The organism is Pseudomonas sp. SL4(2022) (assembly GCF_026625725.1).
In the GTDB taxonomy this organism is placed as follows: domain Bacteria; phylum Pseudomonadota; class Gammaproteobacteria; order Pseudomonadales; family Pseudomonadaceae; genus Aquipseudomonas.
The window spans coordinates 1,963,001-1,987,731 of record NZ_CP113060.1; the positions used below are offsets into that span (position 1 = coordinate 1,963,001).

The 24,731-nt window shown below is 61.3% G+C and carries 23 protein-coding genes; 13 read left to right on the top strand and 10 right to left on the bottom strand.

All coding sequences use genetic code 11. The features are described from left to right. Positions 1–19: 19 nt before the first annotated feature. The 3 genes from algC to coaBC all read right to left on the bottom strand — a co-directional run bounded on the left by algC (position 20) and on the right by coaBC (position 4,382). Positions 20–1,408: a phosphomannomutase/phosphoglucomutase gene (gene algC, locus OU997_RS09415; protein ID WP_267809882.1), complete on the bottom strand. Its 1,389-nt coding sequence runs from the start codon at positions 1,406–1,408 to the stop codon at positions 20–22. Positions 1,409–2,691: 1,283 nt separating this feature from the next. Beyond that, the gene (gene dut / locus OU997_RS09420) at positions 2,692–3,147 is read right to left on the bottom strand and encodes a dUTP diphosphatase (protein WP_108488520.1); all 456 of its coding nucleotides are present in this window, start codon (positions 3,145–3,147) and stop codon (positions 2,692–2,694) included. Between the two features lie 26 nt (positions 3,148–3,173). Next, the gene (gene coaBC, locus OU997_RS09425; RefSeq protein WP_267809728.1) at positions 3,174–4,382 is read right to left on the bottom strand and encodes a bifunctional phosphopantothenoylcysteine decarboxylase/phosphopantothenate--cysteine ligase CoaBC; all 1,209 of its coding nucleotides are present in this window, start codon (positions 4,380–4,382) and stop codon (positions 3,174–3,176) included. Positions 4,383–4,572: 190 nt separating this feature from the next. Between coaBC and radC the strand changes: the two genes are divergently transcribed. Then, complete coding sequence (gene radC, locus OU997_RS09430) at positions 4,573–5,247, top strand: RadC family protein (protein WP_108488522.1); 675 nt, start codon at positions 4,573–4,575, stop codon at positions 5,245–5,247. A gap of 46 nt (positions 5,248–5,293) precedes the next feature. Here the strand turns inward: radC and OU997_RS09435 are convergent, their stop codons facing one another. Next, positions 5,294–6,883 carry an ABC transporter substrate-binding protein gene (locus OU997_RS09435; RefSeq protein WP_267809729.1) on the bottom strand — a complete coding sequence of 530 codons (1,590 nt, stop codon included), beginning with the start codon at positions 6,881–6,883 and terminating at the stop codon, positions 5,294–5,296. Between the two features lie 349 nt (positions 6,884–7,232). Between OU997_RS09435 and rpmB the strand changes: the two genes are divergently transcribed. Beyond that, entirely contained in the window at positions 7,233–7,469 is a 237-nt protein-coding gene (gene rpmB, locus OU997_RS09440) for a 50S ribosomal protein L28 (RefSeq protein WP_090240685.1), read from the top strand. 10 nt (positions 7,470–7,479) lie between these two features. Then, positions 7,480–7,635 (top strand): 50S ribosomal protein L33, encoded by a 156-nt coding sequence (gene rpmG / locus OU997_RS09445; RefSeq protein WP_007894709.1) that lies wholly within the window; start codon positions 7,480–7,482, stop codon positions 7,633–7,635. Positions 7,636–7,787: 152 nt separating this feature from the next. Here rpmG and OU997_RS09450 read toward each other — a convergent pair whose 3' ends face one another. Beyond that, a complete protein-coding gene (locus OU997_RS09450) occupies positions 7,788–8,153 on the bottom strand; it encodes a cupin domain-containing protein (protein WP_267809730.1) in 366 nt (121 codons plus the stop codon). 250 nt (positions 8,154–8,403) lie between these two features. Here OU997_RS09450 and OU997_RS09455 point away from each other — a divergent pair, with 250 nt between their 5' ends. Both OU997_RS09455 and OU997_RS09460 read left to right on the top strand, forming a co-directional pair. Further along, positions 8,404–9,897 (top strand): aldehyde dehydrogenase, encoded by a 1,494-nt coding sequence (locus OU997_RS09455; protein WP_267809731.1) that lies wholly within the window; start codon positions 8,404–8,406, stop codon positions 9,895–9,897. Between the two features lie 353 nt (positions 9,898–10,250). Continuing rightward, positions 10,251–11,399, top strand: a complete 1,149-nt coding sequence (locus tag OU997_RS09460) for an MFS transporter (RefSeq protein ID WP_267809732.1) — start codon at positions 10,251–10,253, stop codon at positions 11,397–11,399. On the opposite strand, the gene OU997_RS09465 is transcribed toward OU997_RS09460, so the two are convergent. Then, complete coding sequence (locus OU997_RS09465; protein WP_108486631.1) at positions 11,389–12,846, bottom strand: PLP-dependent aminotransferase family protein; 1,458 nt, start codon at positions 12,844–12,846, stop codon at positions 11,389–11,391. The genes OU997_RS09460 and OU997_RS09465 overlap by 11 nt on opposite strands. 182 nt (positions 12,847–13,028) lie before the next feature. On the opposite strand from OU997_RS09465, the gene OU997_RS09470 reads away from it, so the two are divergent. Further along, a complete protein-coding gene (locus OU997_RS09470; RefSeq protein WP_108486630.1) occupies positions 13,029–13,274 on the top strand; it encodes a DUF1127 domain-containing protein in 246 nt (81 codons plus the stop codon). Between the two features lie 42 nt (positions 13,275–13,316). Here OU997_RS09470 and OU997_RS09475 read toward each other — a convergent pair whose 3' ends face one another. After that, positions 13,317–14,630, bottom strand: coding sequence for an NAD(P)/FAD-dependent oxidoreductase (locus tag OU997_RS09475; protein WP_108486629.1), 1,314 nt, complete (start codon positions 14,628–14,630; stop codon positions 13,317–13,319). 175 nt (positions 14,631–14,805) lie between these two features. Here OU997_RS09475 and OU997_RS09480 point away from each other — a divergent pair, with 175 nt between their 5' ends. Continuing rightward, a complete protein-coding gene (locus OU997_RS09480) occupies positions 14,806–15,159 on the top strand; it encodes a YkgJ family cysteine cluster protein (RefSeq protein ID WP_267809733.1) in 354 nt (117 codons plus the stop codon). 148 nt (positions 15,160–15,307) lie between these two features. Here OU997_RS09480 and dadR read toward each other — a convergent pair whose 3' ends face one another. Further along, complete coding sequence (dadR, locus tag OU997_RS09485; RefSeq protein WP_090250512.1) at positions 15,308–15,796, bottom strand: transcriptional regulator DadR; 489 nt, start codon at positions 15,794–15,796, stop codon at positions 15,308–15,310. A 155-nt stretch (positions 15,797–15,951) separates the two neighbouring features. On the opposite strand from dadR, the gene dadA reads away from it, so the two are divergent. The 5 genes from dadA (at position 15,952) to OU997_RS09510 (ending at position 19,981) form a co-directional block, all read left to right on the top strand. Then, the gene (dadA, locus tag OU997_RS09490) at positions 15,952–17,250 is read left to right on the top strand and encodes a D-amino acid dehydrogenase (protein WP_267809734.1); all 1,299 of its coding nucleotides are present in this window, start codon (positions 15,952–15,954) and stop codon (positions 17,248–17,250) included. Then, on the top strand, positions 17,225–17,575 hold the full coding sequence (locus tag OU997_RS09495) for a RidA family protein (protein ID WP_108486626.1): 351 nt from the start codon (positions 17,225–17,227) through the stop codon (positions 17,573–17,575). The genes dadA and OU997_RS09495 overlap by 26 nt, the downstream gene beginning before the upstream one ends. An 89-nt stretch (positions 17,576–17,664) precedes the next feature. Further along, positions 17,665–18,738 carry an alanine racemase gene (alr, locus tag OU997_RS09500; protein WP_267809735.1) on the top strand — a complete coding sequence of 358 codons (1,074 nt, stop codon included), beginning with the start codon at positions 17,665–17,667 and terminating at the stop codon, positions 18,736–18,738. Positions 18,739–18,840: 102 nt separating this feature from the next. Further along, complete coding sequence (locus OU997_RS09505; protein ID WP_108486624.1) at positions 18,841–19,389, top strand: cupin domain-containing protein; 549 nt, start codon at positions 18,841–18,843, stop codon at positions 19,387–19,389. A 169-nt stretch (positions 19,390–19,558) separates the two neighbouring features. Further along, the gene (locus OU997_RS09510) at positions 19,559–19,981 is read left to right on the top strand and encodes a c-type cytochrome (RefSeq protein WP_108486623.1); all 423 of its coding nucleotides are present in this window, start codon (positions 19,559–19,561) and stop codon (positions 19,979–19,981) included. A gap of 95 nt (positions 19,982–20,076) precedes the next feature. Here OU997_RS09510 and OU997_RS09515 read toward each other — a convergent pair whose 3' ends face one another. Together OU997_RS09515 and rep are read right to left on the bottom strand one after the other, a co-directional pair. Continuing rightward, positions 20,077–20,649: a xanthine phosphoribosyltransferase gene (locus OU997_RS09515; protein ID WP_108486622.1), complete on the bottom strand. Its 573-nt coding sequence runs from the start codon at positions 20,647–20,649 to the stop codon at positions 20,077–20,079. Positions 20,650–20,766: 117 nt separating this feature from the next. Further along, the gene (rep, locus tag OU997_RS09520; protein ID WP_108486621.1) at positions 20,767–22,776 is read right to left on the bottom strand and encodes a DNA helicase Rep; all 2,010 of its coding nucleotides are present in this window, start codon (positions 22,774–22,776) and stop codon (positions 20,767–20,769) included. 263 nt (positions 22,777–23,039) lie between these two features. Here rep and OU997_RS09525 point away from each other — a divergent pair, with 263 nt between their 5' ends. After that, positions 23,040–24,713, top strand: coding sequence for a putative bifunctional diguanylate cyclase/phosphodiesterase (locus OU997_RS09525; protein WP_267809736.1), 1,674 nt, complete (start codon positions 23,040–23,042; stop codon positions 24,711–24,713). Positions 24,714–24,731 lie beyond the last annotated feature (18 nt).

The window sequence follows — 24,731 nt, forward strand, 5'->3', positions numbered from 1 at the left end:
TAGAAAATGTACCAATCAATCAGAACGGCAGGTCGAGATCGGGCACCGTGCTGTACAGCTGGGCGCGGAAGATTTCCTTGATCCGTTCGAGTTCTTCTTCGGTTTCCGCCTCGAAGCGCAGCACCAGTACCGGCGTGGTATTGGAGGCACGCACCAGGCCCCAGCCTTTGGGGTAGTCGACGCGCACGCCGTCGAGGTTGGTGATGTTGCCGTCACCCCATACGCCGTCGCGTTGCAGGCGTTCGATAATGCTGAACTTGCTCTGCTCGGTGACCTGGATGTTGATTTCCGGCGTGGCGATATCGTTGGGGAAGGCGCTGAACACGTGTTCGGCATCACGACGATCCTGGCTGAGAATTTCCAGCAGGCGGGCAGCCGCGTAGATGCCGTCATCAAAGCCGAACCAGCGTTCCTGAAAGAAAATGTGCCCGCTCATTTCGCCGGCCAGCAGCGCGCCAGTTTCCTTCATTTTTTTCTTGATCAGCGAGTGGCCGGTTTTCCACATCACCGGGCGTCCGCCATAGCCACTGATCAGCGGCGTCAGGCGGCGTGTGCATTTGACGTCGAAGATGATGTCGGCGCCAGGGTTGCGTGATACCACGTCCTTGGCAAACAGCATCAGCAGGCGGTCCGGATAGATGATGGTGCCAGTATTGGTTACCACGCCGACCCGGTCACCGTCGCCATCGAAGGCCAGGCCAAGGTCGGCTTTTTCTGCCTTTACTCTGGTGATCAGCGCTGCGAGGTTTTCCGGCTTGCCGGGGTCGGGGTGGTGATTGGGGAAGTTTCCATCGACCTCGCAGTACAGCGGAATCACCGAGCAGCCCAGCGATTCAATGAGTTTTGGGGCGATCACCCCGGCCACGCCATTGCCGCAGTCGACGACTACGCGCATGGGTTTGGCCATGGCGATGTCATCACGGATCTGCTTGAAGTAGCGCTCCAGCACATCGACTTGTTCCACCGTGCCGACGCCACTGGCCAGGTCGTTGTTGTCGATACGTGCTTTCAGGGCCTGGATCTGTTCGTTGGCCAGGGTGTCGCCGGCGATGACGATCTTGAAGCCGTTGTAGTCGCGCGGGTTGTGGCTGCCGGTGAGCATCACGGCCGATTTGCCGCTGAGGATATGTCCGGCGTAATACACCACGGGGGTTGGCACCATGCCGACATCGCTGACATGGCAGCCGCAATCAAGCAGGCCCTGGATCAGTTGTTGTGTCAGTTCCGGGCCGGACAGGCGACCGTCGCGGCCGACGGCGATATTCGGCTCACCTTGAGCCAGGCTTTGTGAGCCGATGGCGCGGCCGATCCAGTAGGCGGTTTCCGCATTCAAAGTGCGGCCGACCACGCCGCGAATGTCGTAGGCGCGGAAGATATCAGCCGGCAGTTTGGGCGCTTTTGCCTGCACCGGTGCCGGTGGGGACTCATCGAGGCCAAGCAGGTCCTGGTCTTCGTCAAGGATGTCAATGTCCAGAATGTCGGTGTCCTGAAACAGCGGATCCACCATGGGCGCAGGCTCAGGATGCGGACTTTGACGCTCCGGGCTGGTAGCGGGTGTAAGGCTGGTCTGTTCTGGGCCACGACGTGGCATGCGTGCCAGGTTCTGCGCCAGGCTGTCCAGGGCGGGTAAGTTCAAGCTGAAGGCTTTAACGGTCTTGCCAGCGGCCAGTTCCTTGAGCATTTTCCCCAGTTGCAATACATCGTCACGCAGGTGGCGTTGCAGGGTGCTCTGTACCAGGTACAAGCCAAGCAATGCGCCACCCAGTGCCAGCAGACCGGCGATGACCAGCAGTAGGGGTGACAGCGCCGATTCGGTAAGGGATGGGCCAGGAATGAAGCTGACTGTCCAGTTGGGGTTGCCGGTGCTGAATGACTGCGCAGTGCCTTGCGCTTCGCCGCGCTGGGCCAGTACTTGGGCGGCTGTGCTGTTGAATTGCTGGATCAGCTGGATCTGGCCGATTTCGGCCGGCATGACCGGCAGGTTGGCAAGCAGGCGCTCAAGGTCGACAGCCAGCAGCAGGGTGCCGTGCAGCGGCTCGCCTTCACTCAGGCGCAGCGGTGCGGCGCTATACACCAGCCAGCGCTGGCCGACCTTGTAGGCTTCCGGCGCGGGCGTCTGGCCGTTTTCGGCGCGACGCAGCATATCCAGCGCCGCAAAGTTCATCGGTGCGTTGCGGCCCATGTCCTGTACCGCCTGGCCGCGAGCATTGAGATGAGCATCAACCACGTTGTGCCAGTAGGTGAGGTTGCGTTCGGCTGCGCGCACCTGGGTGATGTCCTGGCTTTGCAGGGCTTGCAACAGTTGCGGGTTGCGGGCCGCGGCCTGGGTGTCAGCATTGAGTTGTTGCAAGGCTTTCTGCATGACGGCCGCCTGGCCACCACCCCAGGCCTGGCTGAGTTGTTGCGCCTGCTGCTGATTGGCGCTGTTGAGCGGGCCAAGCCAGAGCAATGCGCCGCCGAGTGCAATACCGATTGCGGCGGCGGCCAACCCAGGCAGCAAGGCACTGAAGTTGGATTTGGCCGCTTTGGGTTCGGCTGGACTGGCGGCCAGCTCGGCGCTCGGGATCGCGGTATCAGCGTCCTTTGCTGTGCGCTTGAAGAGTTTCATGCAGCGTCTCCTCGCAATTCATCCTGGACTGGATCGACAGGCCGTTGGTCGCGCCCTGCATTATCAGTAGGCTGTGGGGGTAATCAGTGACTGCCGGAGTGACCGAAACCGCCTGCGCCACGTTGGGTTTCGTCAAATTGTTCGACCAGTTCGAAATGCGCCTGCACCACCGGTACCAGCACCAGTTGGGCGATACGTTCGCCGATGGCGATGGTGAATGGCGTCTGGCCACGGTTCCAGCACGACACCATCAATTCGCCCTGGTAGTCCGAGTCAATCAGGCCAACCAGATTGCCGAGCACGATACCGTGCTTATGACCCAGGCCCGAGCGCGGCAGGATCATTGCGGCCAGACCAGGGTCGCCGATGTAGATCGACAGACCGGTGGGGATCAGCACGGTTTGTCCAGGTTCCAGCACCAGCTCCTGCTTGAGCATGGCGCGCAGGTCGAGGCCGGCGGAGCCCGGTGTGGCGTAGTGCGGCAGCGGAAATTCGGTGCCCAGGCGTGGGTCGAGGATCTTGGCTTGTAAGGCGTGCATATCAGGCTCTGTTCGGTAAGTGGGCGTCAGCAGTTGGCCATGCGTTCGGCAATAAAACTCACCAGCTGGCGGGCAATCTTGCTTTTGCTGGTCTGGGCGAAGCTGCTCTGCTGGAGTTCACGATCAATGATGGTGATGGCGTTTTCTTCGCTGTTGAAGCCGATGCTGGGGTTGGCCACGTCATTGGCGACGATCAGGTCGAGGTTTTTGTCGCGCAGCTTGCGCGAGGCGTACTCCAGCAGGTTCTCGGTTTCGGCGGCAAAACCGACGCTGAACGGGCGGTCGCTGCGCCCTGCCAACGTGGCGAGAATATCCGGGTTGCGCACCATTTGCAGGAGCAGGCCATCACCACTGGTGGGGTCTTTTTTCAATTTGTGCTGGGCGACCACTTCTGGGCGGTAATCAGCCACGGCAGCGGCGGCGATCAGCAGATCACAGGGCATCGCAGCTTCGCAGGCGGCGAGCATGTCGCGGGCGCTGGTGACGTTGATGCGGGTAACGCGCTCGGGGGTGGGCAGGTGTACTGGGCCGCTGATCAGGGTGACTTTAGCGCCGGCCTCGGCTGCCGCTTCGGCGAGGGCAAAGCCCATCTTGCCGGAGCTGTGGTTGGTGATGTAGCGCACCGGATCAATGTTTTCCTGGGTAGGGCCGGCGGTGATCAGCACATGCTTGCCGGTCAGCGCCTGGTGCTGGAAGCAGTCGGCGGCGCATTGCACCAGCTGTTCGGCTTCGAGCATGCGGCCTGGGCCGATATCGCCGCAGGCCTGGCTGCCGGCAGCAGGGCCGAACAAGTGTAGGCCGCGTGCGGTCAGCAGTTGGGCGTTAGCCTGGGTCGCTGGGTCGCGCCACATGGCTTGGTTCATGGCGGGGGCCAGGGCTACAGGGGCGTCGGTGGCCAGCACCAGGGTGGTTAGCAGGTCATCAGCGACGCCCTGGGCCAGGCGCGCCATCAGGTCGGCAGTGGCGGGGGCGATCAATACCAGATCGGCCCAGCGTGCCAGTTCGATATGGCCCATGGCGGCTTCGGCTTCGGGGTCGAGCAGATCAAGGTGCACCGGATGCCCGGATAGGGCCTGGAGGGTCAGCGGGGTGATGAATTCACGACCGCCTTTAGTCATGACCACACGCACGTCTGCGTCCTGGTCCTTGAGTCGGCGAATCAGCTCTGCACTCTTATACGCGGCAATACCGCCGCCCACGCCAACAATGATGCGTTTCCGATACAGCCGCTGCATAGGCCTGCCTTTTATAGAGATGGATATACACCGCGACGCCGACACCTCCCCAGGTCGGTCGCCGCGCAAAAGTTGGGCTACGATAGCACAAGGGTTGTAAGCGAGTAGCGCTGCCAAGTGCTTGTCCGGCTTGGCTTTGCGCTCGCTGACGTGGCGCTTTGTCGCGCCTTTTAGCACACATGGAGGTGTGATGAGTATTCGTGATTGGCCGGCAGCCGAGCGTCCACGGGAAAAACTCCTCGCTCAAGGCGCCGGCGCGCTCACCGATGCTGAATTGTTGGCAATTTTCTTGCGCACCGGAGTGGCCGGGCAGAGTGCTGTGGATCTGGCGCGTCACCTGCTGGGCGACTTCGGCAGCCTGCGTGCTTTGTTACAGGCCGACCTGTCTTCCTTCAGTCAGCGGCTAGGCCTGGGACCCGCCAAATTCGCCCAGTTGCAGGCTGTGCTGGAGATGGCACGTCGGCACCTGGCCGAACAACTGCGCCGCGATTCCGCGTTAGAAAGCCCGCAGGCTGTGCGTGATTACCTGAAAGCGCTGCTACGGCATGAGCCACATGAGGTGTTCGGCTGTCTGTTTCTTGATGCCAAGCACCGGGTGCTGGCCTTTGAAGCGCTATTTCATGGCTCCATCGACAGTGCCAGCGTATACCCCAGGCAGGTAGTCAAGCGCGCCTTGGCGCACAACGCAGCGGCGTTGATCCTGACCCATAACCACCCGTCCGGTGTCGCCGAGCCCAGTCAGGCGGACCGGGTGTTGACCCGTCGCCTGAAAGAGGCGCTGGAGCTGGTGGATGTGCGTGTACTCGACCACTTTATCGTCGGTGACGGTGAGCCACTGTCGATGGCCGAGTACGGTTGGCTCTAGGGGCTGTTACCGTTTTGTTCGCGGTCGCGCCGAACGGCAGCAGCCCCTAGGGCTTCAGGCGTACCTTGGCAAAGTACTGGCGACCGAATGGGCTGACCTGATAACCCTCGACCTGCTTGCGCGTCAGCGCGTAAGCCGTCGGGTGAGCGAGTGGTAGCCAGAGTGCCTGCTGCTGGATGATCCGTTGCGCCTCCTTATAAATCTGGCTGCGCTGCGTCTGGTCGCTGGTGATTTTGCCGTCAGCGATCAGCTTGTCCAGCTGTGGGTCGCAATAGCGGGCGAAGTTCAGCCCGGATTCAAGCGAGGCGCAGGCAAACTGCGGCGTGAGGAAGTTGTCCGGATCGCCGTTGTCACCGGCCCAGCCCATAAACAGCAGGTCATGTTCGCCGGTCTTGGCGCGGCGAATCAGCTCGCCCCATTCAATGACGCGAATTTCCGCTTTGATGCCGACCTTGGCAAGGTCAGCTTGTAGCAGCTGCGCACCCAGGCTCGGGTTGGGGTTGAGCACGCTGCCGGTGGGGCGGGTCCAGATGGTGGTGCTGAAGCCATCGGCCAGGCCGGCCTGCTTGAGCAGGTCGCGGGCTTTTTGCGGATCATGCGGGTAGCCAGGTAACTCGCTGGCGTAGCTCCAGGTATTGGGCGGGTAGGGGCCGTTAGCTGCTTCGGCACTGTTCTCGAATACCGCCTTGAGGTAGCTGGTTTTGTCGAAGGCCAGGTTGATTGCCTGGCGCACGGCGGGTTGGTCCAGCGGCGGGTGCTGACTGTTGATACCGACGAAGGCAGTCATAAAGGCTGCGGTATGTGCGCTCTGCAGATTGTTATCACCGCTGATTGCCTGAATATCCTGCGGTTTTGGTGACAGGGCGATATGGCATTCGCCGCGGCGAAGTTTCTGCAGGCGCACGTTGGCGTCGGGGGTGATGGCGAACACCAGATTGTCTACCGCAGGTTTGCCCGCGAAGTAACTCGGGTTGGCGCTGTAACGTACGCTGGCATCCTTCTGAAAGCGCTTGAAGACAAATGGCCCGCTGCCAATCGGCTGGCTGTTGAGCGCTTCCGGGGTGCCGGCCGCCAGCAGTTGCGCGGCGTATTCGGCGGAATAAATAGAGGCGAAGCCCATGCTCAGGGTGGCCAGGAAGGTCGCGTCCGGGCGGTTAAGGTTAAAGCGCAGGCTGTGTTCGCCAGTTTTGTCGATGGATTTGATCAGGCTTGGCAGCTGCATCGACTGCGCATGAGGGTAGCCGCTGGGCGCAACCTTGTGCCACGGATGGGCCGGGTCGAGCATGCGTTGAAAGCTGAACAGCACGTCGTCGGCATTCAATAGGCGGCTGGGGTTGAAATAGTCAGTGTGGTGAAACTGTACGTCCGGGCGCAGGGTGAAACTGTAGCTCAGGCCATTCGCGCTGACCTCCCAGGCCTGCGCCAGGCTCGGCTGCAATGTGCCGCTGGCGGCATCGAAATCCACCAGGCGGTTCATCAGCACGTCAGCCGAGGCGTTGGTGGTGGTCAGCGAATTGTACTGCACCACGTCGAAACCATCCGGGCTGGCCTCCGTGCAGACGCTGAGCGTGCTGGCCTGGGCCAGGATAGGAGCCAGTAGCGGGGCGAGCAGCAGCGGTAGGGTGGCAAGACGCATGGCAAACTCCTGACAAGGTAGGCGCGCGGGCGAAGGTCATACCCTAGGTCATTATCCGGCGGCAGGGCAATCAGTCTTGGCGACGAGCGGTCGATCTGCGTTATGGCCGCTGCCGGCTGGGCCTGGGTGCTGGAATTGCGAGTTGGTCTTTGCCGGGTAAAGTACGTTTAACCTTGTTGCGCTGGGGGCTTTCTGGTATAAAGCAGCGCTCTTTTGTAGGGGCCCGGTTCTTGCGCTTTCAGGTACGGCCGGTAAGACCCTCGAGATACGCGGCGCTGAGCGCCAATGACATTGAGTTTAAGCGGCCAACCCATGCCGGGTTGGGCATGTGGTTTTAGAGGGCTGAGGCATGTCGAGAGTCTGTCAAGTTACCGGTAAGGGTCCGGTAACCGGGAATAACATTTCCCACGCAAACAACAAAACCCGTCGTCGTTTCCTGCCGAACCTGCAGCATCATCGCTTCTGGGTCGAGTCTGAGAACCGTTTCGTGCGTCTGCGCGTTTCTGCCAAAGGCATGCGTTGCATCGACAAGCGTGGTATTGACGTGGTTCTGTCCGAGCTGCGCGCTCGCGGCGAAAAGGTTTAAGGAGAAAGTCATGCGTGAATTGATCCGTTTGATCTCGAGTGCCGGTACTGGTCACTTCTACACTACCGACAAAAACAAGCGCACCACTCCGGACAAAATCGAAATCAAAAAATTCGATCCGGTTGTGCGTAAGCACGTGATCTACAAGGAAGGCAAGATCAAGTAATTGATCTGGCTCCTTGCCGAAAAAGCCCGCCTCTATGGCGGGCTTTTTCTTGTCTGAAATTCAGTCCAGACAGGGCTTGCCGCTGGTTGCTGGAAGTCCCGGGCAATAAAAAGCCCGCGCAAGGCGGGCAAAGGGTGACGCATGAATAGCGATCAGTTGCTGGCTTGCTCGAAGATCACATAGACCTTGCGGCACGGCTCCAGCACTTCCCAGGTGCCGGAGAAACCGGCCGGGATCACGAAACGGTCGCCGGCGCGCAGGGTTTTGGCGTTGCCGTCTTTGTCGCGCAGGACTGATACGCCCTGCAGAATTTCGCAGTACTCGTGTTCGGTGTAGTTGATGGTCCAGTGGCCGATGTCGCCCTCCCATATCCCCGCATTGAACTGCCCGCAGGGGCTGCCGTAGTGGTTGCGCACACTTTGCTCGGGGTCACCCTTGAGGACTTTTTCCGCCGCTGGGCGATAGTGCTCCGGGGTGGTGGTGGCGGTGGCGAAGTCGACGATCTGTTCGATGTTCATAAGCAGGTCCGGTTGGGAGTGTGCGCCTGTCTGGCCAGGCTTGTTGTCGGTTAGGGTGGATGTTTTTGGCAGTCTATGTTTAATAAAGCACACATAACAAGGCGAGTTTGCCAGTTTTTGTAAAAAATATTGGAAGTGTGCAGGCCTCTGGTTTAGTGTTGCCGGCAGGATTGGGCCGTAAGGTCCATGCAGAATAATTGACAGCGCAGCGGCCACTTGCGGCGCTTTACTAGCGATAGAGGATGTAGCAATGACTAGCCTGACTCGTGCCGACTGGGAGCAGCGTGCCAAAGACCTGAAGATCGAAGGCCGCGCCTTTGTCCATGGCGAGTACCGTGCCGCTGTCTCCGGTGCCACCTTCGAGTGCATCAGCCCGGTCGATGGTCGCCTGCTCGGCTTGGTGGCCAGCTGTGATCTGGCCGATGCCGAGTTGGCGGTAGCGGATGCCCGCGCCACCTTCGAGTCTGGCGTTTGGTCGCGCATGGCCCCGGCGCAGCGCAAGCGCATCATGATCCGTTTTGCTGACCTGATGGATCAGCACGCCGAAGAGCTGGCCCTGCTGGAAACCCTCGACATGGGTAAGCCGATCAGCGATGCCCTGGGTGTCGATGTGCCGGGTGCTTCGCGGGCAATTCGCTGGAGTGGCGAGGCGGTCGATAAGATTTATGACGAAGTGGCGGCGACGCCACATGACGAACTGGGCCTGGTGACCCGTGAGCCGGTCGGCGTGGTGGCGGCCATCGTGCCGTGGAACTTCCCGATGATCATGACCGCCTGGAAGCTTGGCCCGGCGCTGGCCACCGGCAACTCGGTAATCGTCAAACCGTCCGAGAAATCCCCGTTGACCGCCCTGCGCATGGCGCAACTGGCTCTGGATGCCGGTATTCCGGCCGGTGTGCTCAACGTGCTGCCAGGCTATGGCCATACCGTGGGCAAGGCGCTGGCGCTGCATATGGATGTCGACACCCTGGTGTTCACCGGGTCGACCAAGATCGCCAAGCAACTGATGATCTACGCCGGTGAATCGAACATGAAGCGCGTCTGGCTGGAAGCCGGTGGCAAGAGCGCCAATATCGTCTTCGCTGATGCGCCGGACCTCAAAGCCGCCGCCGAGGCCGCTGCCGCGGCGATCTGTTTCAACCAAGGCGAGATGTGCACCGCGGGCTCGCGCTTGCTGGTGGAGCGTTCGATCAAGGACACCTTCATGCCCATGGTGCTGGAAGCCATGCAGGGCTGGAAAGCCGGCTACGCGCTGGATCCGGACAGCAAGGTGGGCGCGCTGGTTGATGCGGGCCATCTGAATGCCGTGCTCGGCTACATCGACGCTGGCCACAAGGATCAGGCCAAGCTGCTGTGCGGTGGTAAGCGCACCCTGGAAGAAACGGGCGGCCAGTATGTGGAGCCGACCATCTTTGATGACGCGCACAACAGCATGCGCATCGCCAAGGAGGAAATCTTCGGCCCGGTGCTGACGGTGATTCCGTTCGACAGCACCGAAGAAGCCATCGCGATTGCCAACGACAGCATCTATGGCTTGGCGGCTGCCATCTGGACCAGCAACCTGTCCAAGGCGCACCTGGCCGCCAAGGCGCTGCGTGTCGGCAGCATGTGGGTCAACCAGTATGACGGTGGCGACATGACCGCGCCGTTTGGTGGCTTCAAGCAGTCGGGCAATGGCCGCGACAAGTCGCTGCATGCCTTCGACAAGTACACCGAGATCAAAGCCACCTGGATCAAGCTGTAAGTACGCAGGACGATCTTCTGGTCGTCGGCTATACGGCGTTGCGTCCTCGCTTTTAATGCTCACGTACTGCAGTACGCTGCGCTTAAAAGCTGCGGGGCGCCTGATTCGCTGGCGCTCACCCTTCGGGCCAGCCTGCGGCTGTTACTCCCGCTGGTCGTTGGTCCTGGCCTTAGCCCAGAAGATCTTTTCCGGGGCGGAATCCGGTCAAGGCAAGGATAGGTAGTATTGCGATAAAGGTCCGCCCTGTGGGGCCGGATCGAAAGGGCCACACCTGCGGCCGGGTTCCTATGGAGCCCGGCCGTTTTGCATCTGCGTGGCGGGCGTTGAGCCGGTCAGGCTGTTGAGTGAGAAGAATGAACTGGATGACCTATTTCGCCGTCAGTGCGGCGGTGGTGATTGTCGGCTTGGCACTGGGGGTGACGCTGCCGCTGGTGTCGTTTCGTCTTGAGTCCTGGGGCTACGGTTCGTTTGCCATCGGCGTGATGGCGGCCATGCCGGCCATCGGCGTGTTGCTTGGGGCGCGCATCACCGGGCATCTGGCCGGCTGGTTTGGCACGCCGCAGACCTTGCGCCTGTGCTTATTGGCCAGCGCCGCCTCGGTGGCGCTGCTCAGTGTTATGCCCAGCTATCCACTGTGGTTGTTGCTGCGTCTACTGATCGGGATTTCCCTGACCGTGGTGTTTGTGCTCGGCGAAAGCTGGATCAACCAGTTGGTTGAGGACCGTCTGCGCGGCCGTCTGGTGGCCTTGTATGGCACCGGGTTTGCGCTCAGCCAGTTAAGCGGACCGTTGTTGTTGACGGTGTTGGGCACCGACAGCGATCGCGGTTTTTGGTTGTCGGCGGCGTTGCTGGTCGCAGGCAGCGTGTTGCTGCTGGGGCGTGGCGGTGCACCCAAGGTGGATGCGTACAGCGCTTCGGGGCGTGGCATTGTCGAGTTTTGCCGCACGTCACCGGCAATTGCCTGGGCGGTGGTGCTGTTTGCTGCCTTTGAGGCCATGGTGCTGACCTTGCTGCCGGTGTACCTGGTGCGCGAAGGTTTTGTGCAGCAGATGGCGCTGATCATGGTCAGCGTGGTGGTGATCGGTGATGCGGCGCTGCAATTGCCGATCGGCTGGTTGGCCGATCGTGTACCGCGACAGACGTTGTTCCGCTGTTGCGGCGTGGTGCTGTTGCTGTCGAGTCTGAGCATCCCGTCATTGCTGCACACGCCGCTGATCTGGGTCGTGCTGGTGCTGTTTGGTGCCAGCGCGGGCGGCCTCTACACCCTGTCGCTGATTCTGGTCGGGCAGCGCTATCGTGACGATGCGCTGGTGCGCGCCAACTCGCATATCGCCCTGCTCTGGGGGGCGGGTTGTCTGCTCGGGCCGTTGTCGACGGGGGCTGCCAGTCAGTGGGTCAGCGGCCACGCCCTGCCGATGTTGATGGCGGTGGGCGCGGCGCTGTTTGTCTGGCTGGCGTTTCAGCGGGGTGCATTCAGCGAGGTGGCGGCCATCAAGGCGTGACCGTAACCTCTGCGCTGTTGTGTACGAGCTGTTGCTCGGCGAGCAGCGCGGCCACGCATTCGCCCACCTGGCGAATTGACTGTTCAAGCGCTGGAGTGGGTTGGCCGGCGTAGTTGATGCGCAGGCAATTGCGGTATTTGCCGGCGGCGGAAAAGATGCTGCCGGGGGCGATCTGGATTTTATGTGGGAGCAGTGCGCGGTTCAGGCGCTGGCTGTCAAATCCCTGTGGCAGCTCCAGCCACAACATAAAGCCGCCCTGGGGCCGGCTGACCCGCGTGCCGGCGGGGAAGTAGCGGCTGACCCAGTCGATCATGCAGTCGCGGTTGCGCGCGTACTGGCTGCGCATCCGGCGTAGGTGCGGCTCGTAATGCCCGCTGGCGATGTATTCGGCCAGGGCCAGCTGTGGCAGCTGCGCGGCCATGCCGGTGCTCATGTATTTGAGGTGCAGCACCTGTTGCAGGTAGCGGCCCGGGGCAATCCAGCCGGCCCGCAGGCCGGGGGCCAGGGTTTTGGAAAACGAACTGCAGAACAGCACGCGACCGTCCTCGTCGAATGATTTGATGCTGCGTGGGCGTGGGTAGCTGTAGGCCAGCTCGCCGTAAACATCATCCTCGATAATCGCCACGTCATAGCGCTGCGCCAGGGCCAGCAGGGCGCGCTTGTTGGCCTCCGGCATGATGTAACCGAGCGGGTTGTTGCAGTTGGGGGTGAGCTGGATGGCCTTGATCGGCCATTGCTCCAGCGCGAGCTCCAGTGCCTCCAGGCTGATCCCGGTAAGCGGGTCGGTGGGCAGTTCCAGGGCCTTCATGCCGTAGCCCTTGAGTGCCTGCATCACGCCATGAAAGCTCGGTGAGTCCACGGCCACGATGTCGCCCGGCTCGCAAACCGCGCGAATGGCCACGGACAAGGCCTCGTGGCAGCCGGTGGTGGTGACGATCTCTTCAATGGCGATCTGGCAGCCGGAGTCGAGCATCAGGCGTGACAGTTGTGCGCGCAGGCCAGGGTCACCATACAGGCTGCCATAGCTCAGCTCCTTGACCTCCTGGCGGCGGCTCATGCGTGACAGGATGCGCAGCAGCGGTTTCAGGGTCGGGCTGCTGATATCCGGCATGCCACGCCCCAGTTGCAGCACATCACCGCCTGGCGGCCGGCTGATCAGTTCGAGCACCTGGTCCCACTGGGAAATATCCACCGGTCGCTGGGCGGCGCGGCTGACCATCGGCAGCGCCGGCTGCTGGCGCGCCTGGGGCACAAAGTAGCCGGACTTGGGCTTGGGCGTGGCCAGGCCCTGATCCTCCAGGTGGCGGTAGGCCTGCTGCACGGTGCTCAGGCTCACACCATGTTCCATGCTGAGGGCGCGCACGGAGGGCAGGCGATCACCGGGGCGATACAGGCCTTGCTCAATACGGGCGCCGAGCAACTCGGCCAGGTTGACGTAAAGCGTCATAACAGTTGCCTCGCAATTTCTCTGTGTGCCGCGCCAAGCCAGTACAGATAGGCGATAAATCCACCATTCAGAGTCTGGTTTCTGAAATCTGTATGGATTTAAAAGTATATTTTTGAATCTGTCATGCTTTTCCCGTGTCACTCATCATGACCTCCCATCAGGCTTACGGGCAGGAGCAGGCGATGAACGGGTTGAGTGATGTCAGGCTGACAATGAAGTCAGGTGAGCTGCAGCAGGAGTCCGCGGGCGGGCATCTGTATGCTCAGGTGGGTGCGGCGAAGCCAGCTGTACGCCGCTGGAGCGCATTCTGGTTGCGCCTGACGACTCGTCGAGCGTTACTGAGGCTGTCGGATGAACAGCTCAAGGATATCGGCCTGAGCCGCGAGCAGGCCCTGCGCGAGGCGCAGCTGCCGTTCTGGAAGCTGTGAGGGGAATGCGCAGCAGGCCGTTGTGGCCTGCTGCGTAGAGCGTCAGACCAGTTCTTTCATCCGGTGCCAGAGCATGCCCAGGGCGAGCAGCGGCGAGCGCAGGTGTTTGCCGCCCGGGAAGGTCATGTGCGGTACCTTGGCGAACAGGTCGAAGCCGCTGCTGGCCTGGCCGGCGATGGCCTCGCCGAGCAGTTTGCCGGCTAAGTGCGTGGCGTTGACGCCGTGACCCGAGTAGGCCTGGGCGTAGTACACGTTGGGCTGTTCCTTGAGGCGGCCGATTTGCGGTAGGCGGTTGGCACCGATGCCGATCATGCCGCCCCACTGGTAGTCGATTTTCACGTCTTTCAGGTGCGGGAAGACTTGCAGCATTTTGGGCCTCATATAGCCGGCGATGTCTGCAGGATCGCGACCGGAATAGTGGCAGGCACCGCCAAACAGCAAGCGCCGGTCGGCAGAAAGGCGGTAGTAATCCAGGGCTACACGCTGGTCACACAGTGCCATGTTCTGTGGAATGATCGCCCGCGCTTCGGCCTCGGACAGCGGTTCGGTGGCGATCACGTAGCTGCCGGCGGGCAGCACCTTGCCGCCCAGGTTGCTGTTCAGGCCATTCAGGTAAGCGTTGCAGCCGAGCACCAGGGTCGTTGCGCGCACCAGGCCCTGGGCGGTGTGCACCTTGACCTCGCTGCCGTAGTCGAGGCGCGTCACTGCCGAGTTCTCGAACAGCTGTACGCCCAGGCTCTGCGCTGCAGCGGCTTCGCCGAGGGCCAGGTTGAGCGGATGCAGGTGGCCGGAGCCCATGTCGATCATGCCGCCGACGTAGCGGTTGGAGCCGACCACTTCGTGCATCTGCTCCGGTTGCAGCAGGCGCATTTCATGGCGATAGCCCAACTGCTTGAGTTCGGCCATGTCTTCGGCGAAGTCGTCGAGGTGGCTGGGTTTGTTGGCCAGGTCGCAGTAACCCCAGGTCAGGTCGCAGTCGATGTTGAACTGCTCGATACGCTGGCGGACGATCTCCACCGCTTCCAGGCCCATCAGTTTCAGTTCGCGCACGCCTTGCGCGCCAATCACCGATTCAAATTGCTCCACGCCATGGCCGACGCCACGAATCAGTTGGCCACCGTTGCGCCCGCTGGCGCCCCAGCCGATTTTGTGTGCTTCCAGCAGCACCACCGAAAGGCCTTTCTGCGCCAGCTCAATGGCCGTGTTAAGGCCGGAAAAACCACCGCCAACGATGCACACGTCGGCACGTAACTCGCCGCCCAGGGCGGGGTAGTCGAGTTGGCGATTGGCGCTGGCGGCGTAGTAGGAGCGGGCGTGCTGGCTGCTATGAACCGGCTGGTGAACGCGGGCGTTCATGTGTGGAATCCTGATTATTGTGTTTGGAAAATTTTACGAAGCATAAGCGTGAGATTTGCCAAACGCCAAGAGGCAATCGCGAAATAAGCGGATTTTCGTCGGTTAGCCCCTGCTCCTGCCACGATTCAACCCTGGGCACGGTTACTATGCCGGCCTGTGTTTCAGGATCACGCCCATGAGTTGCACCAGCCGCAAGATCGACCAGCTGCGTTTGCAGATCCCCAGTTTTGCCTGCGTGCCGGGTTGCCATGATTGCTGCGGCCCGGTTACCGCGTCATCCGAGGAAATGGCGCGGCTGCCGGTGAAAAGCGATGCCGAACATGATGCCGCGTTGGCCGAGTACAACTGCGTACACCTCGGCCCGCATGGGTGCACGGTGTATGACCAGCGCCCACTGATCTGCCGGCTGTTTGGCACCACGTCCAGCCTGCCGTGCCCGCGCGGTCAGGGGCCGGAGCAGATGACCGACCCGGCGGTGGAGCAGCGGGTGCATCAGCTGATCGCCACAACCCGCCAGGTGCTGGTGTAGGTTGGGTCGGGCCACGTGGGTCGGGCCACGTTGGTTGAGCGTAGCGAAGCCCAGCAGGGCGTGCGCAGCGCTCCGCCCGGCGATCTTGTTTATACCTCGTTGGGCTTCGTCGCAGGCTCCTCAAGCCAACCTACCCAGCTTCTTGCCGTTAATCGGCAATCGGCAGGCTCAGGCTTTCTTTCACTTCTTCCATGACGATGTAGCTCTTCGACTCACGCACGTGCGGCAGCTTGAGCAGGATGTCGCCGAGCAGCTTGCGGTAGCTGGCCATCTCGTTGATGCGCGCCTTCACCAGGTAGTCGAAGTCGCCTGACACCAAGTGGCATTCGAGCACGTGCGGCAGCTTGAGCACGGCGCGGCGGAACTCCTCGAAGGTGTCGCCGGACTTGTAGTCCAGGCTGATCTCGACAAACACCAACAGGCTGGCCTTGAGTTGCTGCGGGTTGAGCCGGGCGTGGTAGCCCATGATGATGCCTTCGCGCTCCAGGCGGCGTACGCGTTCGGTGCAGGGTGTGGTCGACAGGCCGACCCGCTCACCCAGCTCGGTAAAGCTGATGCGCCCGTCTTCCTGCAGGATGCGCAGGATATTGCGGTCGATCTTGTCCAGTTCGCGGCGGCTCTGATGTTGGGTGCGCACGGTGGATACCCCTCTGTAGAAGGCGATTTTGCCCAGAATTGTCGCCAAATATAGCTATTTATATAGTGAAAAGCACTGCCGATCTCTTCCTATACTGCGCTCAATTGTGATCTCAGGAATTATCCGTCGCGCATAGTCGCGGCGAGGAGAGCGGCATGCGGGTTTTAGTTCTCGGCAGCGGTGTGATTGGTACAGCCAGTGCGTATTACCTGGCGCGTCAGGGTTTTGAAGTGGTGGTGGTCGACCGGCAGCATGCCCCGGCCATGGAAACCAGCTTCGCCAATGCCGGCCAGGTGTCCCCTGGCTACGCCTCGCCATGGGCTGCCCCGGGCGTGCCGCTGAAAGCCATCAAGTGGCTGCTGCAAAAACACGCACCGCTGGCGATCAAGGCCACCGCCGATATCGACCAATACCTGTGGATGGCGCAGATGCTGCGCAACTGCACCTCCAGCCGTTACGCGGTGAACAAGGAGCGCATGGTGCGTTTGTCCGAGTACAGCCGCGACTGCCTCGACGAGCTGCGTGCGGAAACCGGCATCGCCTATGAAGGCCGCAGCCTGGGTACCACCCAGCTGTTCCGCACCCAGGCGCAACTGGATAACGCGGCGAAAGACATCGCCGTGCTGCAGCAATCCGGTGTGCCCTATGAACTGCTCGACCGCGCTGGCATTGCCCGCGTTGAGCCGGCCCTGGCCGCAGTCACCGACAAACTGGCCGGCGCGCTGCGTCTGCCCAACGACCAGACCGGCGATTGCCAGCTGTTCACCACCAAATTGGCCGAGATGGCCAAGGCACTGGGGGTGGAATTCCGCTTCGGTCAGGACATTCAGCGTATCGACGCCGTGGGCGACCGGGTCAATGGCGTGTGGATCGACGGCAAGCTGGAAACCGCCGACCGCTATGTGCTGGCGCTCGGCAGCTTCAGCCCGCAACTGCTCAAGCCGCTGGGCATCAAGGCTCCGGTGTACCCGCTCAAGGGATACTCGCTGACCGTGCCAATCACCAATGTGGCGATGGCGCCGACTTCGACCATCCTCGATGAAACCTACAAGGTGGCGATCACCCGTTTCGACAACCGCATCCGCGTCGGCGGCATGGCCGAGATCGCCGGTTTCGACCTGAGCCTCAACCCGCGCCGTCGCGAGACCCTGGAAATGATCACCGCTGATCTCTACCCGCAGGGCGGCGACCTGAGCCAGGCCGAATTCTGGACCGGCCTGCGCCCGGCCACCCCGGACGGCACGCCGATTGTCGGTGCCACTGGCTTGCGTAATTTGTTCCTTAACACCGGTCACGGCACACTGGGCTGGACCATGGCCTGCGGCTCCGGTCGCCTGCTTGCCGATCTGATGGCGAAAAAGCGCCCGCAGATCAGCGCCGAAGGCCTGGATATTTCCCGTTACAGCCGTTCCCAGGAGAGTCACAAGCATGTCAGTACAGCGCCTGCACACTGAAAGTCGTTACAGCGAAATCGTCATCCATAACGGCACGGTCTACCTGGCCGGGCAACTGGCGGACGACTACCGCGGCGACATCGTGCAGCAAACCCGTGAAACCCTGGCCAACACCGACCGCATGCTGGCCGAGGCCGGCAGCGACAAGTCGAAGATCCTCTCTGTGACTATCTACTTGAAGGACATGGACCGTGATTACGCTGGTCTCAATCAGGTCTGGGATGCCTGGGTTGCGCCCGGCGCCGCGCCAGCGCGTGCCTGCGTCGAGGCAAAGATGTACAAGCCCGAGGTGCTGGTGGAAATGATGATCGTGGCCGCGCTATAACGCCGCCCGTCCCGTTTGCGATACGTATTTGCCCGGCCATCACACCGGGCTTTTTTATAGCCTGAAAACTGCTGATAGCCGAGAACATCATGCGTCCTGCCCGTGCTCTGATCGACCTGCAAGCCTTGCGTCACAACTACCAACTGGCCCGTGACGTCAGCGGCGCGCGCGCCCTGGCAGTGATCAAGGCGGATGCCTACGGCCATGGCGCGGTGCGTTGTGCGCAGGCGCTGCAGGAGCAGGCCGATGGTTTTGCCGTGGCCTGTATCGAGGAAGCACTGCAGCTGCGCGAGGCCGGTATTCGCGGGCCGATTTTGTTGCTGGAGGGCTTTTTCGAGGCCGACGAATTGCCGCTGATCGAGCAGCACGAACTGTGGTGCGTGGTGCATTCGCTGTGGCAGCTGGAGGCGATTGAGCGCAGCACTGTGCGTGGCCCGCTGACAGTCTGGCTGAAGATGGACAGCGGCATGCATCGCGTGGGGCTCAATCCTGAGGATTATCAGGCGGCCTATCAACGTTTGCTGGCCAGCGGCAAGGTGGCAAAAATTGTGTTGATGAGCCATTTCGCCCGCGCTGACGAGCTGGATTGCTCGCGCAGTGATGAGCAGTTGGCCGTGTTCCAGCAGGCGCGCCAGGGTATTGTCGCTGAGGTCAGCCTGCGCAATTCGCCAGCCGTGCTCGGTTTGCCCAACGTTCCGAGTGACTGGGTGCGGCCCGGCATCATGCTCTACGGTGCCACCCCGTTCGAACAGGCGCAGGCTATGGCCGCGCGGTTGCAGCCGGTGATGACTCTGGAGTCGAAGATCATCAGCGTGCGCGAACTGCCGGCCGGTGAACCGGTGGGCTATGGCGCGCGCTTTGTCAGCGAGCGGCCGACCCGCGTCGGTGTGGTCGCCATGGGCTATGCCGATGGCTACCCACGTCATGCGCCGACCGGCACGCCCGTGGCGGTGGACGGCCAACTGACCCGCTTGATCGGTCGCGTGTCGATGGACATGCTCACCGTCGATTTGACCGATCTGCCACAAGCGGGCCTGGGCAGCCGGGTCGAGCTGTGGGGTAAACAGGTGCTGGCCAGCGACGTGGCCACCCAGGCGGGCAGTATTCCCTATCAGCTTTTCTGCAACCTGCGGCGGGCGCCGCTGCTCTACCTCGGGCACTAACAGCCGAGCTGTAGATGAGTTTGAACGCGAGTGTTGTAAATTCCGAACGCTATGCCATGATACGGCGACTTTTCCGTATCACTCCCAAGGGGGACTCCAGCATTGGACGTCGGTGTTCGACTGCAATCCATTCGCAAACTCAAAGGCCTTTCCCAGCGTGAACTCGCCAAGCGGGCGGGCGTCACCAACAGCACCATTTCGATGATCGAGAAGAACAGCGTAAGCCCTTCGATCAGTTCGTTGAAAAAGGTGTTGGCGGGTATCCCCATGTCTCTGGTGGAGTTTTTCTCCCTGGATGTGGAGCAGGACAGTCAGGCTCAGGTGGTCTATCGTGCTGCCGAACTTACCGATATTTGCAGCGGCGCCATCACCATGAAACTGGTGGGCAAGGCGCATCCCAGTCGTGCCATTTCCTTCCTTGATGAAACCTACCCCAGTGGTTCCGACACCGGCGACGAAATGTACGCTCATGAAGGTGAAGAGGCTGGCATGCTGGTCGAGGGCAAGCTGGAGCTGACCGTCGGCGACGAGGTTTTCATCCTCGAGCCAGGTGACAGCTACTATTTCGAGAGCAGCAAGCCGCATCGTTTCCGTAATCCGTTCGAGCAACCGGCCCGGTTGATTAGCGCCACCACACCGGCCAACTTCTAAGTCGCATTGATGAATCCGCCACGGTTCAGGGAAACACGGCCGTTTCCTGGCGGTTGGAAATAACCCTGCGACAATCTGGGTTGTTTCGGCCTGCACCGCTTGCCGTTATACTGTCGCCCGCTCGCGAAACCGTGGCCGCGAGCGTGACTAGCCACGAAGAGGGTGTACCGTGAACCTGATTAAAAAGATCCTGGTAGCACCGGCTACCGTATTGGCCCTGTGGGCAGTGACTGCTCAGGCCACGACCGACGATGCCATTGCCGAGCGACTGAAGCCGGTTGGCCAAGTCTGTGTGATGGGTGAAGAATGCAAGGGCGTGGGTGCTGTTGCCGTGAGTGCGGGCGGTGGTGCGCGTACTGCCGATGACATCATTGCCAAGCACTGCGGTGCTTGTCACACCCCAGGTATCCTGGGTGCGCCGAAAATTGGCGACACGGCTGCATGGAAAGAGCGCGCAGACCACCAGGGCGGCCTTGACGGCATCCTGGCCAAAGCCATTTCCGGTATCAACGCCATGCCGCCGAAAGGCACCTGTGCCGACTGCTCGGATGACGAGCTGCGTGCCGCAATTCAGAAGATGTCCGGCCTGTAACACGCCTGACGCTGCTGTGAAAAAGCCGCCTGAACAGGCGGCTTTTTTGTGGGCGCTAGAAACGGCTCAAGGCAATTCCCGGTGGGCTGCGGCCCTTAATCGATAAAGCTGACCTGGCCATCCTTGAGGGAGTCGATGCGCGCCAGCGACTCGACGCGGTAGCCCTGTGCATCCAGTTCGGCGCGGCCGCGCTGGAAGGACTTTTCGATGACGACGCCGATGCCGGCGATGCTTGCGCCTGCCTGGCCGATCAGGTCGATCAGGGCGCGGGCGGCATGGCCATTGGCCAGGAAATCATCGATCAGCAGCACATGGTCATGGGCACCCAGGTGTTTGGCCGAGATGGCCAGGGTGCTCTCGGTCTGCTTGGTGAAGGAGAACACCTTGGAGATGTACAGGTTGTCTTTGAGTGTTAGCGACTGGTACTTGCGCGCGAAGATCACCGGTACACCCAGTTCAAGTCCGGCCATCACGGCCGGGGCAATGCCCGAGGCTTCGATGGTGACGATCTTGGTGATGCCCTGGCCGGCGAAGCGCTGGGCGAATTCGTGGCCGATTAGCTGCATCAGCGCTGGGTCGATCTGGTGATTGAGAAAGGCATCAACCTTGAGTACCTGCTCCGAGAGCACGGTGCCTTCCTCGCGAATTTTCTGTTTCAGCGCTTCCACGCGGTGTCCCTCGTCGTTCTTTCTGATACCCGGTCTGCGCCGGGATGTAATGGTGCAGCGTAGCGCGGATGCAGGCGGTGACGAAATACGTCTATCTATGCCCGGCTGTGCTGCTGGTTATTTTTTTAGCATTGCACGCATATTGGCCAGCGCCGAATTGCCGGTGGCGGCCTTGACCTCGGGTGCGGCGTCTTCCAGGCCTTCCCAGACCAGGTCTTCGGGTGGCAGTTCATCGAGGAAACGGCTCGGTGAACAGTCGATGATTTCGCCGTACTGCTTGCGCTTGGCGGCGAAGGTCATGGTCAGGTTGCGTTTGGCGCGGGTGATGCCGACGTAGGCCAGGCGCCGCTCTTCCTCGACTGTATCGGCCTCGATGCTGGAGCGGTGCGGAAGAATTTCCTCCTCCACACCGAGGATGTACACCGAGGGATATTCCAGGCCTTTGGAGGCGTGCAGGGTCATCATCTGTACGCCTTCCGCGCCTTCTTCCTCTTCCTGCTGACGTTCGAGCATGTCACGCAACACCAGTTTGCCGATGGCATCCTCGATGGTCATCTCGCCGTCTTCGTCGCGTTCCAGGGTATTTTTCAGGGCCTCGACGAGGAACCAGACGTTGCCCATGCGGGCCTCGGCGACCTTGTCGCTGGAGGCGTTCTGGCGCAGCCAGTTCTCGTAGTCGATGTCCATCACCATGCTGCGAATGGCGGCAATCGGGTCGTTCTGCGCGCACTCCTGGCGCACCCGGTCCATCCAGGTGGTAAAGCGTGCCAGGCGTTCGGTGTAGCGCGCATCCAGCTGTTCGCCCAGGCCGATTTCGCCGGCGGCAGCGTACATGCTGATTTTGCGGCTGGTGGCGTAGTTGCCGAGCTTTTCCAATGTGGTCGAGCCGATCTCGCGGCGCGGTACGTTGATCACGCGCAGAAAGGCGTTGTCATCATCCGGGTTGACCAGCAGGCGGAAGTAACTCATCAAGTCCTTCACCTCCTGGCGGGCGAAGAAGCTGGTGCCGCCCGAGAGGCGATAGGGAATCTGATGGTGCTGCAATTTCAGCTCCATCAGCTTGGCCTGGTAGTTGCCGCGGTAGAGGATGGCGTAATCGCTGTAAGGGCGCTGGGTGCGCAGGTGTTCGGTGAGGATTTCCAGGGCCACCCGTTCACACTCGGCGTCTTCGTTGCGGCAGCGGATCACGCGGATCTCGTCGCCCATGCCCATCTCGCTCCACAGCTGTTTCTCGAAGGCATGCGGGTTGTTGGCAATGAGGATGTTGGCGCACTTGAGGATGCGGCTGGTGGAGCGGTAGTTCTGCTCCAGCATCACCACCTTCAACGAGGGGTAATCCTCTTTCAGCAGCATCAGGTTTTCCGGGCGCGCACCGCGCCAGGCGTAGATCGACTGGTCATCGTCGCCGACCACGGTGAACTGGTTGCGCATGCCCACCAGCAGCTTCACCAGCAGATACTGGCTGGCGTTGGTGTCCTGGTATTCGTCGACCAGCAGGTAACGGATGCGGTTCTGCCATTTTTCCAGGATGTCGGCGTGCTCCTGAAACAGCATCACCGGCAGCAGGATCAGGTCGTTGAAGTCCACGGCGTTGTAGGCACGCAGGGTACGCTGGTAGTGCAGGTAGACGATGGCGGCGGTTTGCTCCTTGGGATTGCGCGCGCCTGCCAGTGCCTGTTCAGGCAGGATCAGGTCATTTTTCCAGCTGTCGATGTAGTTCTTGATCTCGTCCGCACCGTCATCACCGGCATATTCCTTCTGCATGATGTCGGTCAGCAGTGCCTTGATATCGCCATCATCGAAGATCGAGAACCCCGGTTTGTAGCCCAGGCGCGCGTATTCCTTGCGGATGATATTCATGCCCAGATTGTGGAAGGTTGACACCGTCAGGCCGCGGGCTTCGGGGCCTTTGAGCAGACTGCCGACACGCTCTTTCATTTCCCGCGCGGCCTTGTTGGTAAAGGTCATGGCAACGATATGGCGGGCCTGGATGCCACAGTTTTGCACCAGGTGGGCGATCTTGCGGGTGATCACGCTGGTCTTGCCGGAGCCTGCGCCGGCGAGCACCAAAAGTGGGCCGCCGACATAGTTCACGGCTTCCTGTTGCCGAGGGTTCAGTCGGGACATGGAGTCAATCGTCAGGGCAAATGGGCGCGCATTTTAACAGGCCTGGCGCTTTCTGCTGTGACCATCTGGAAGTGTGTTGCACTGCACATAATGGCAAACAGCCAGGCTTGGTTAATTTTCCTAATCCAGTACTCTGGTGCCACTTCGGGTCCTTGCCATGCCGCAGGGCGCGCCACTGACACAAGGATGTGCGTGATTAGACGTCGATTACGACGCATCCGAGCGGGTTCAAAGCTCTTTATTTGTGCAGTGGGGGAAGTTGTTTGTCCGCGTTCGTCGAACCATTACGGTTGCTTTTGCTGGCGGAAACGCCGGGCTGGGCGCAGTTGCTGCGCGAGCGCCTGAGCACGCTAGGCAGTGGCTATGCCCTGATCACCGCACCGTCCTGGGAAGCGGCCAGCGCGCTGTTTGATTCCCCCAGCAACGCCTTGCTGCTGACCACGCCGCGTCATCTGCCCGCATCCGGGCGCTGCTCCCTGCCGATTGTCCTGCTGTTGGATGCCGAGCCCGACGTCGAGCCCGAGGGTATCTGCGACTGGCTGGTGCGTCATCAGCTCAGCAGCGAGGTGCTACGCCGCTGCCTGCGCTATGCCCGTGAATACGGCAAACTCAACGACACCTTGCAGCGCCTGGCGGATCAGGATGCCCTGACCGGCATTGCCAATCGGCAAGGATTCCAGACCCTGTTGGCCGCGCGCCTGGCCGAGTATGAAGGCCGTGGCCTGACCCTCGGCCACCTCGATCTGGACAACTTCCGCCACGCCAACGATGCCCTCGGCTACCAAGGTGGCGACAGTCTGATTCTGCAAGTGGTGTCGCGGATCAAGGCGCAGCTGCAGGCAGGCGACCAGGTGGCGCGCCTGGGCAGCGATGAATTTGCCTTGCTGATCGACAGCCGTCGCGACCCGCAGCGCGCAGAGCGCTTAGCCGCGCAGATTACCGAAGCCCTTGGCGAGCCCTACTGGATTGACGGCGAAAGTCTGCTGATCGGTTGCAGCCTCGGCCTGGCCCATTCCCGCGCCACAAGCAGCGCCGACCCACTGATGTGGCACGCGCATATCGCCATGCAGCAGGCTAAGAGCCAGCAGGGCTGCTCTTTTCATGTTTATGACGAGCGGATCAACCGCAGCGCGCGCAACCAGGCTGACCTGGAAAGCGAGCTGCGTCGCGCCCTGCGCCGTGACGAGCTGGAGCTGCACTACCAGCCGCGCCTGTGTTTACAAACCGGACGCATCCTCGGCCTGGAAGCGCTGGTGCGCTGGCGCCACAGCGTGCATGGTCTGCTGGCACCCAATGAATTTGTACCGCTGGCTGAGGAAAGCGGACTGATCGTACCGCTCGGTTACTGGGTGATCAGCCGTGCGCTGCGCGATATGCAGTGGCTACGCGGGCGCGGCTTGCCGGCACTGCATATGGCGGTCAACCTGTCGTTTCGCCAGTTTCAGGACAGCCAGCTGCTGCCAACCCTCAGCCGTCTGATTGAAGAGCGCGGCGTCGATGCGCAGTGGCTGGAGTTCGAGCTGACTGAAACCGCCGTGATGCGCCGCAGCGATCAGGTGCAGCAGACCATGCTGGCCCTGGGGCGTCTCGGCGTGCGCTTCTCGTTGGACGATTTCGGCACCGGCTTCTCCTCCTTCGTGCACCTGAACAACCTGCCGATCACCCTGCTGAAGATCGACAAGAGCTTTGTCGGCGGCATGTGTGAGCGTGCGGAGAACCGGCAATTGGTGCGGGCGATGATCAATCTGGCGCACAACCTCAACCTGCAGGTGGTGGGTGAGGGCGTGGAGAATGCCGAACAACTGGCGCTGCTGCGTCAGTACGGTTGTGACCAGGTGCAGGGGTACCTGATCAGCAAGGCCTTGCCGCTCCCGGAACTGGCGCGTTTTCTGGTGTTTGGCATGCGCCAGCCGTTGCTCGGCTTGCATAACGGCTGAGCGACTCGCTGATGGAAC

What these genes read in the sequence shown, in the direction of transcription:
- dut (WP_108488520.1), bottom strand. Translation starts at nt 3,147, where the DNA reads ATGCACGCCTTACAAGCCAAGATCCTCGACCCACGCCTGGGCACCGAA.
- coaBC (WP_267809728.1), bottom strand. Translation starts at nt 4,382, where the DNA reads ATGCAGCGGCTGTATCGGAAACGCATCATTGTTGGCGTGGGCGGCGGT.
- radC (WP_108488522.1), top strand. Translation starts at nt 4,573, where the DNA reads ATGAGTATTCGTGATTGGCCGGCAGCCGAGCGTCCACGGGAAAAACTC.
- OU997_RS09435 (WP_267809729.1), bottom strand. Translation starts at nt 6,883, where the DNA reads ATGCGTCTTGCCACCCTACCGCTGCTGCTCGCCCCGCTACTGGCTCCT.
- rpmB (WP_090240685.1), top strand. Translation starts at nt 7,233, where the DNA reads ATGTCGAGAGTCTGTCAAGTTACCGGTAAGGGTCCGGTAACCGGGAAT.
- rpmG (WP_007894709.1), top strand. Translation starts at nt 7,480, where the DNA reads ATGCGTGAATTGATCCGTTTGATCTCGAGTGCCGGTACTGGTCACTTC.
- OU997_RS09450 (WP_267809730.1), bottom strand. Translation starts at nt 8,153, where the DNA reads ATGAACATCGAACAGATCGTCGACTTCGCCACCGCCACCACCACCCCG.
- OU997_RS09455 (WP_267809731.1), top strand. Translation starts at nt 8,404, where the DNA reads ATGACTAGCCTGACTCGTGCCGACTGGGAGCAGCGTGCCAAAGACCTG.
- OU997_RS09460 (WP_267809732.1), top strand. Translation starts at nt 10,251, where the DNA reads ATGAACTGGATGACCTATTTCGCCGTCAGTGCGGCGGTGGTGATTGTC.
- OU997_RS09465 (WP_108486631.1), bottom strand. Translation starts at nt 12,846, where the DNA reads ATGACGCTTTACGTCAACCTGGCCGAGTTGCTCGGCGCCCGTATTGAG.
- OU997_RS09470 (WP_108486630.1), top strand. Translation starts at nt 13,029, where the DNA reads ATGAACGGGTTGAGTGATGTCAGGCTGACAATGAAGTCAGGTGAGCTG.
- OU997_RS09475 (WP_108486629.1), bottom strand. Translation starts at nt 14,630, where the DNA reads ATGAACGCCCGCGTTCACCAGCCGGTTCATAGCAGCCAGCACGCCCGC.
- OU997_RS09480 (WP_267809733.1), top strand. Translation starts at nt 14,806, where the DNA reads ATGAGTTGCACCAGCCGCAAGATCGACCAGCTGCGTTTGCAGATCCCC.
- dadA (WP_267809734.1), top strand. Translation starts at nt 15,952, where the DNA reads ATGCGGGTTTTAGTTCTCGGCAGCGGTGTGATTGGTACAGCCAGTGCG.
- OU997_RS09495 (WP_108486626.1), top strand. Translation starts at nt 17,225, where the DNA reads ATGTCAGTACAGCGCCTGCACACTGAAAGTCGTTACAGCGAAATCGTC.
- alr (WP_267809735.1), top strand. Translation starts at nt 17,665, where the DNA reads ATGCGTCCTGCCCGTGCTCTGATCGACCTGCAAGCCTTGCGTCACAAC.
- rep (WP_108486621.1), bottom strand. Translation starts at nt 22,776, where the DNA reads ATGTCCCGACTGAACCCTCGGCAACAGGAAGCCGTGAACTATGTCGGC.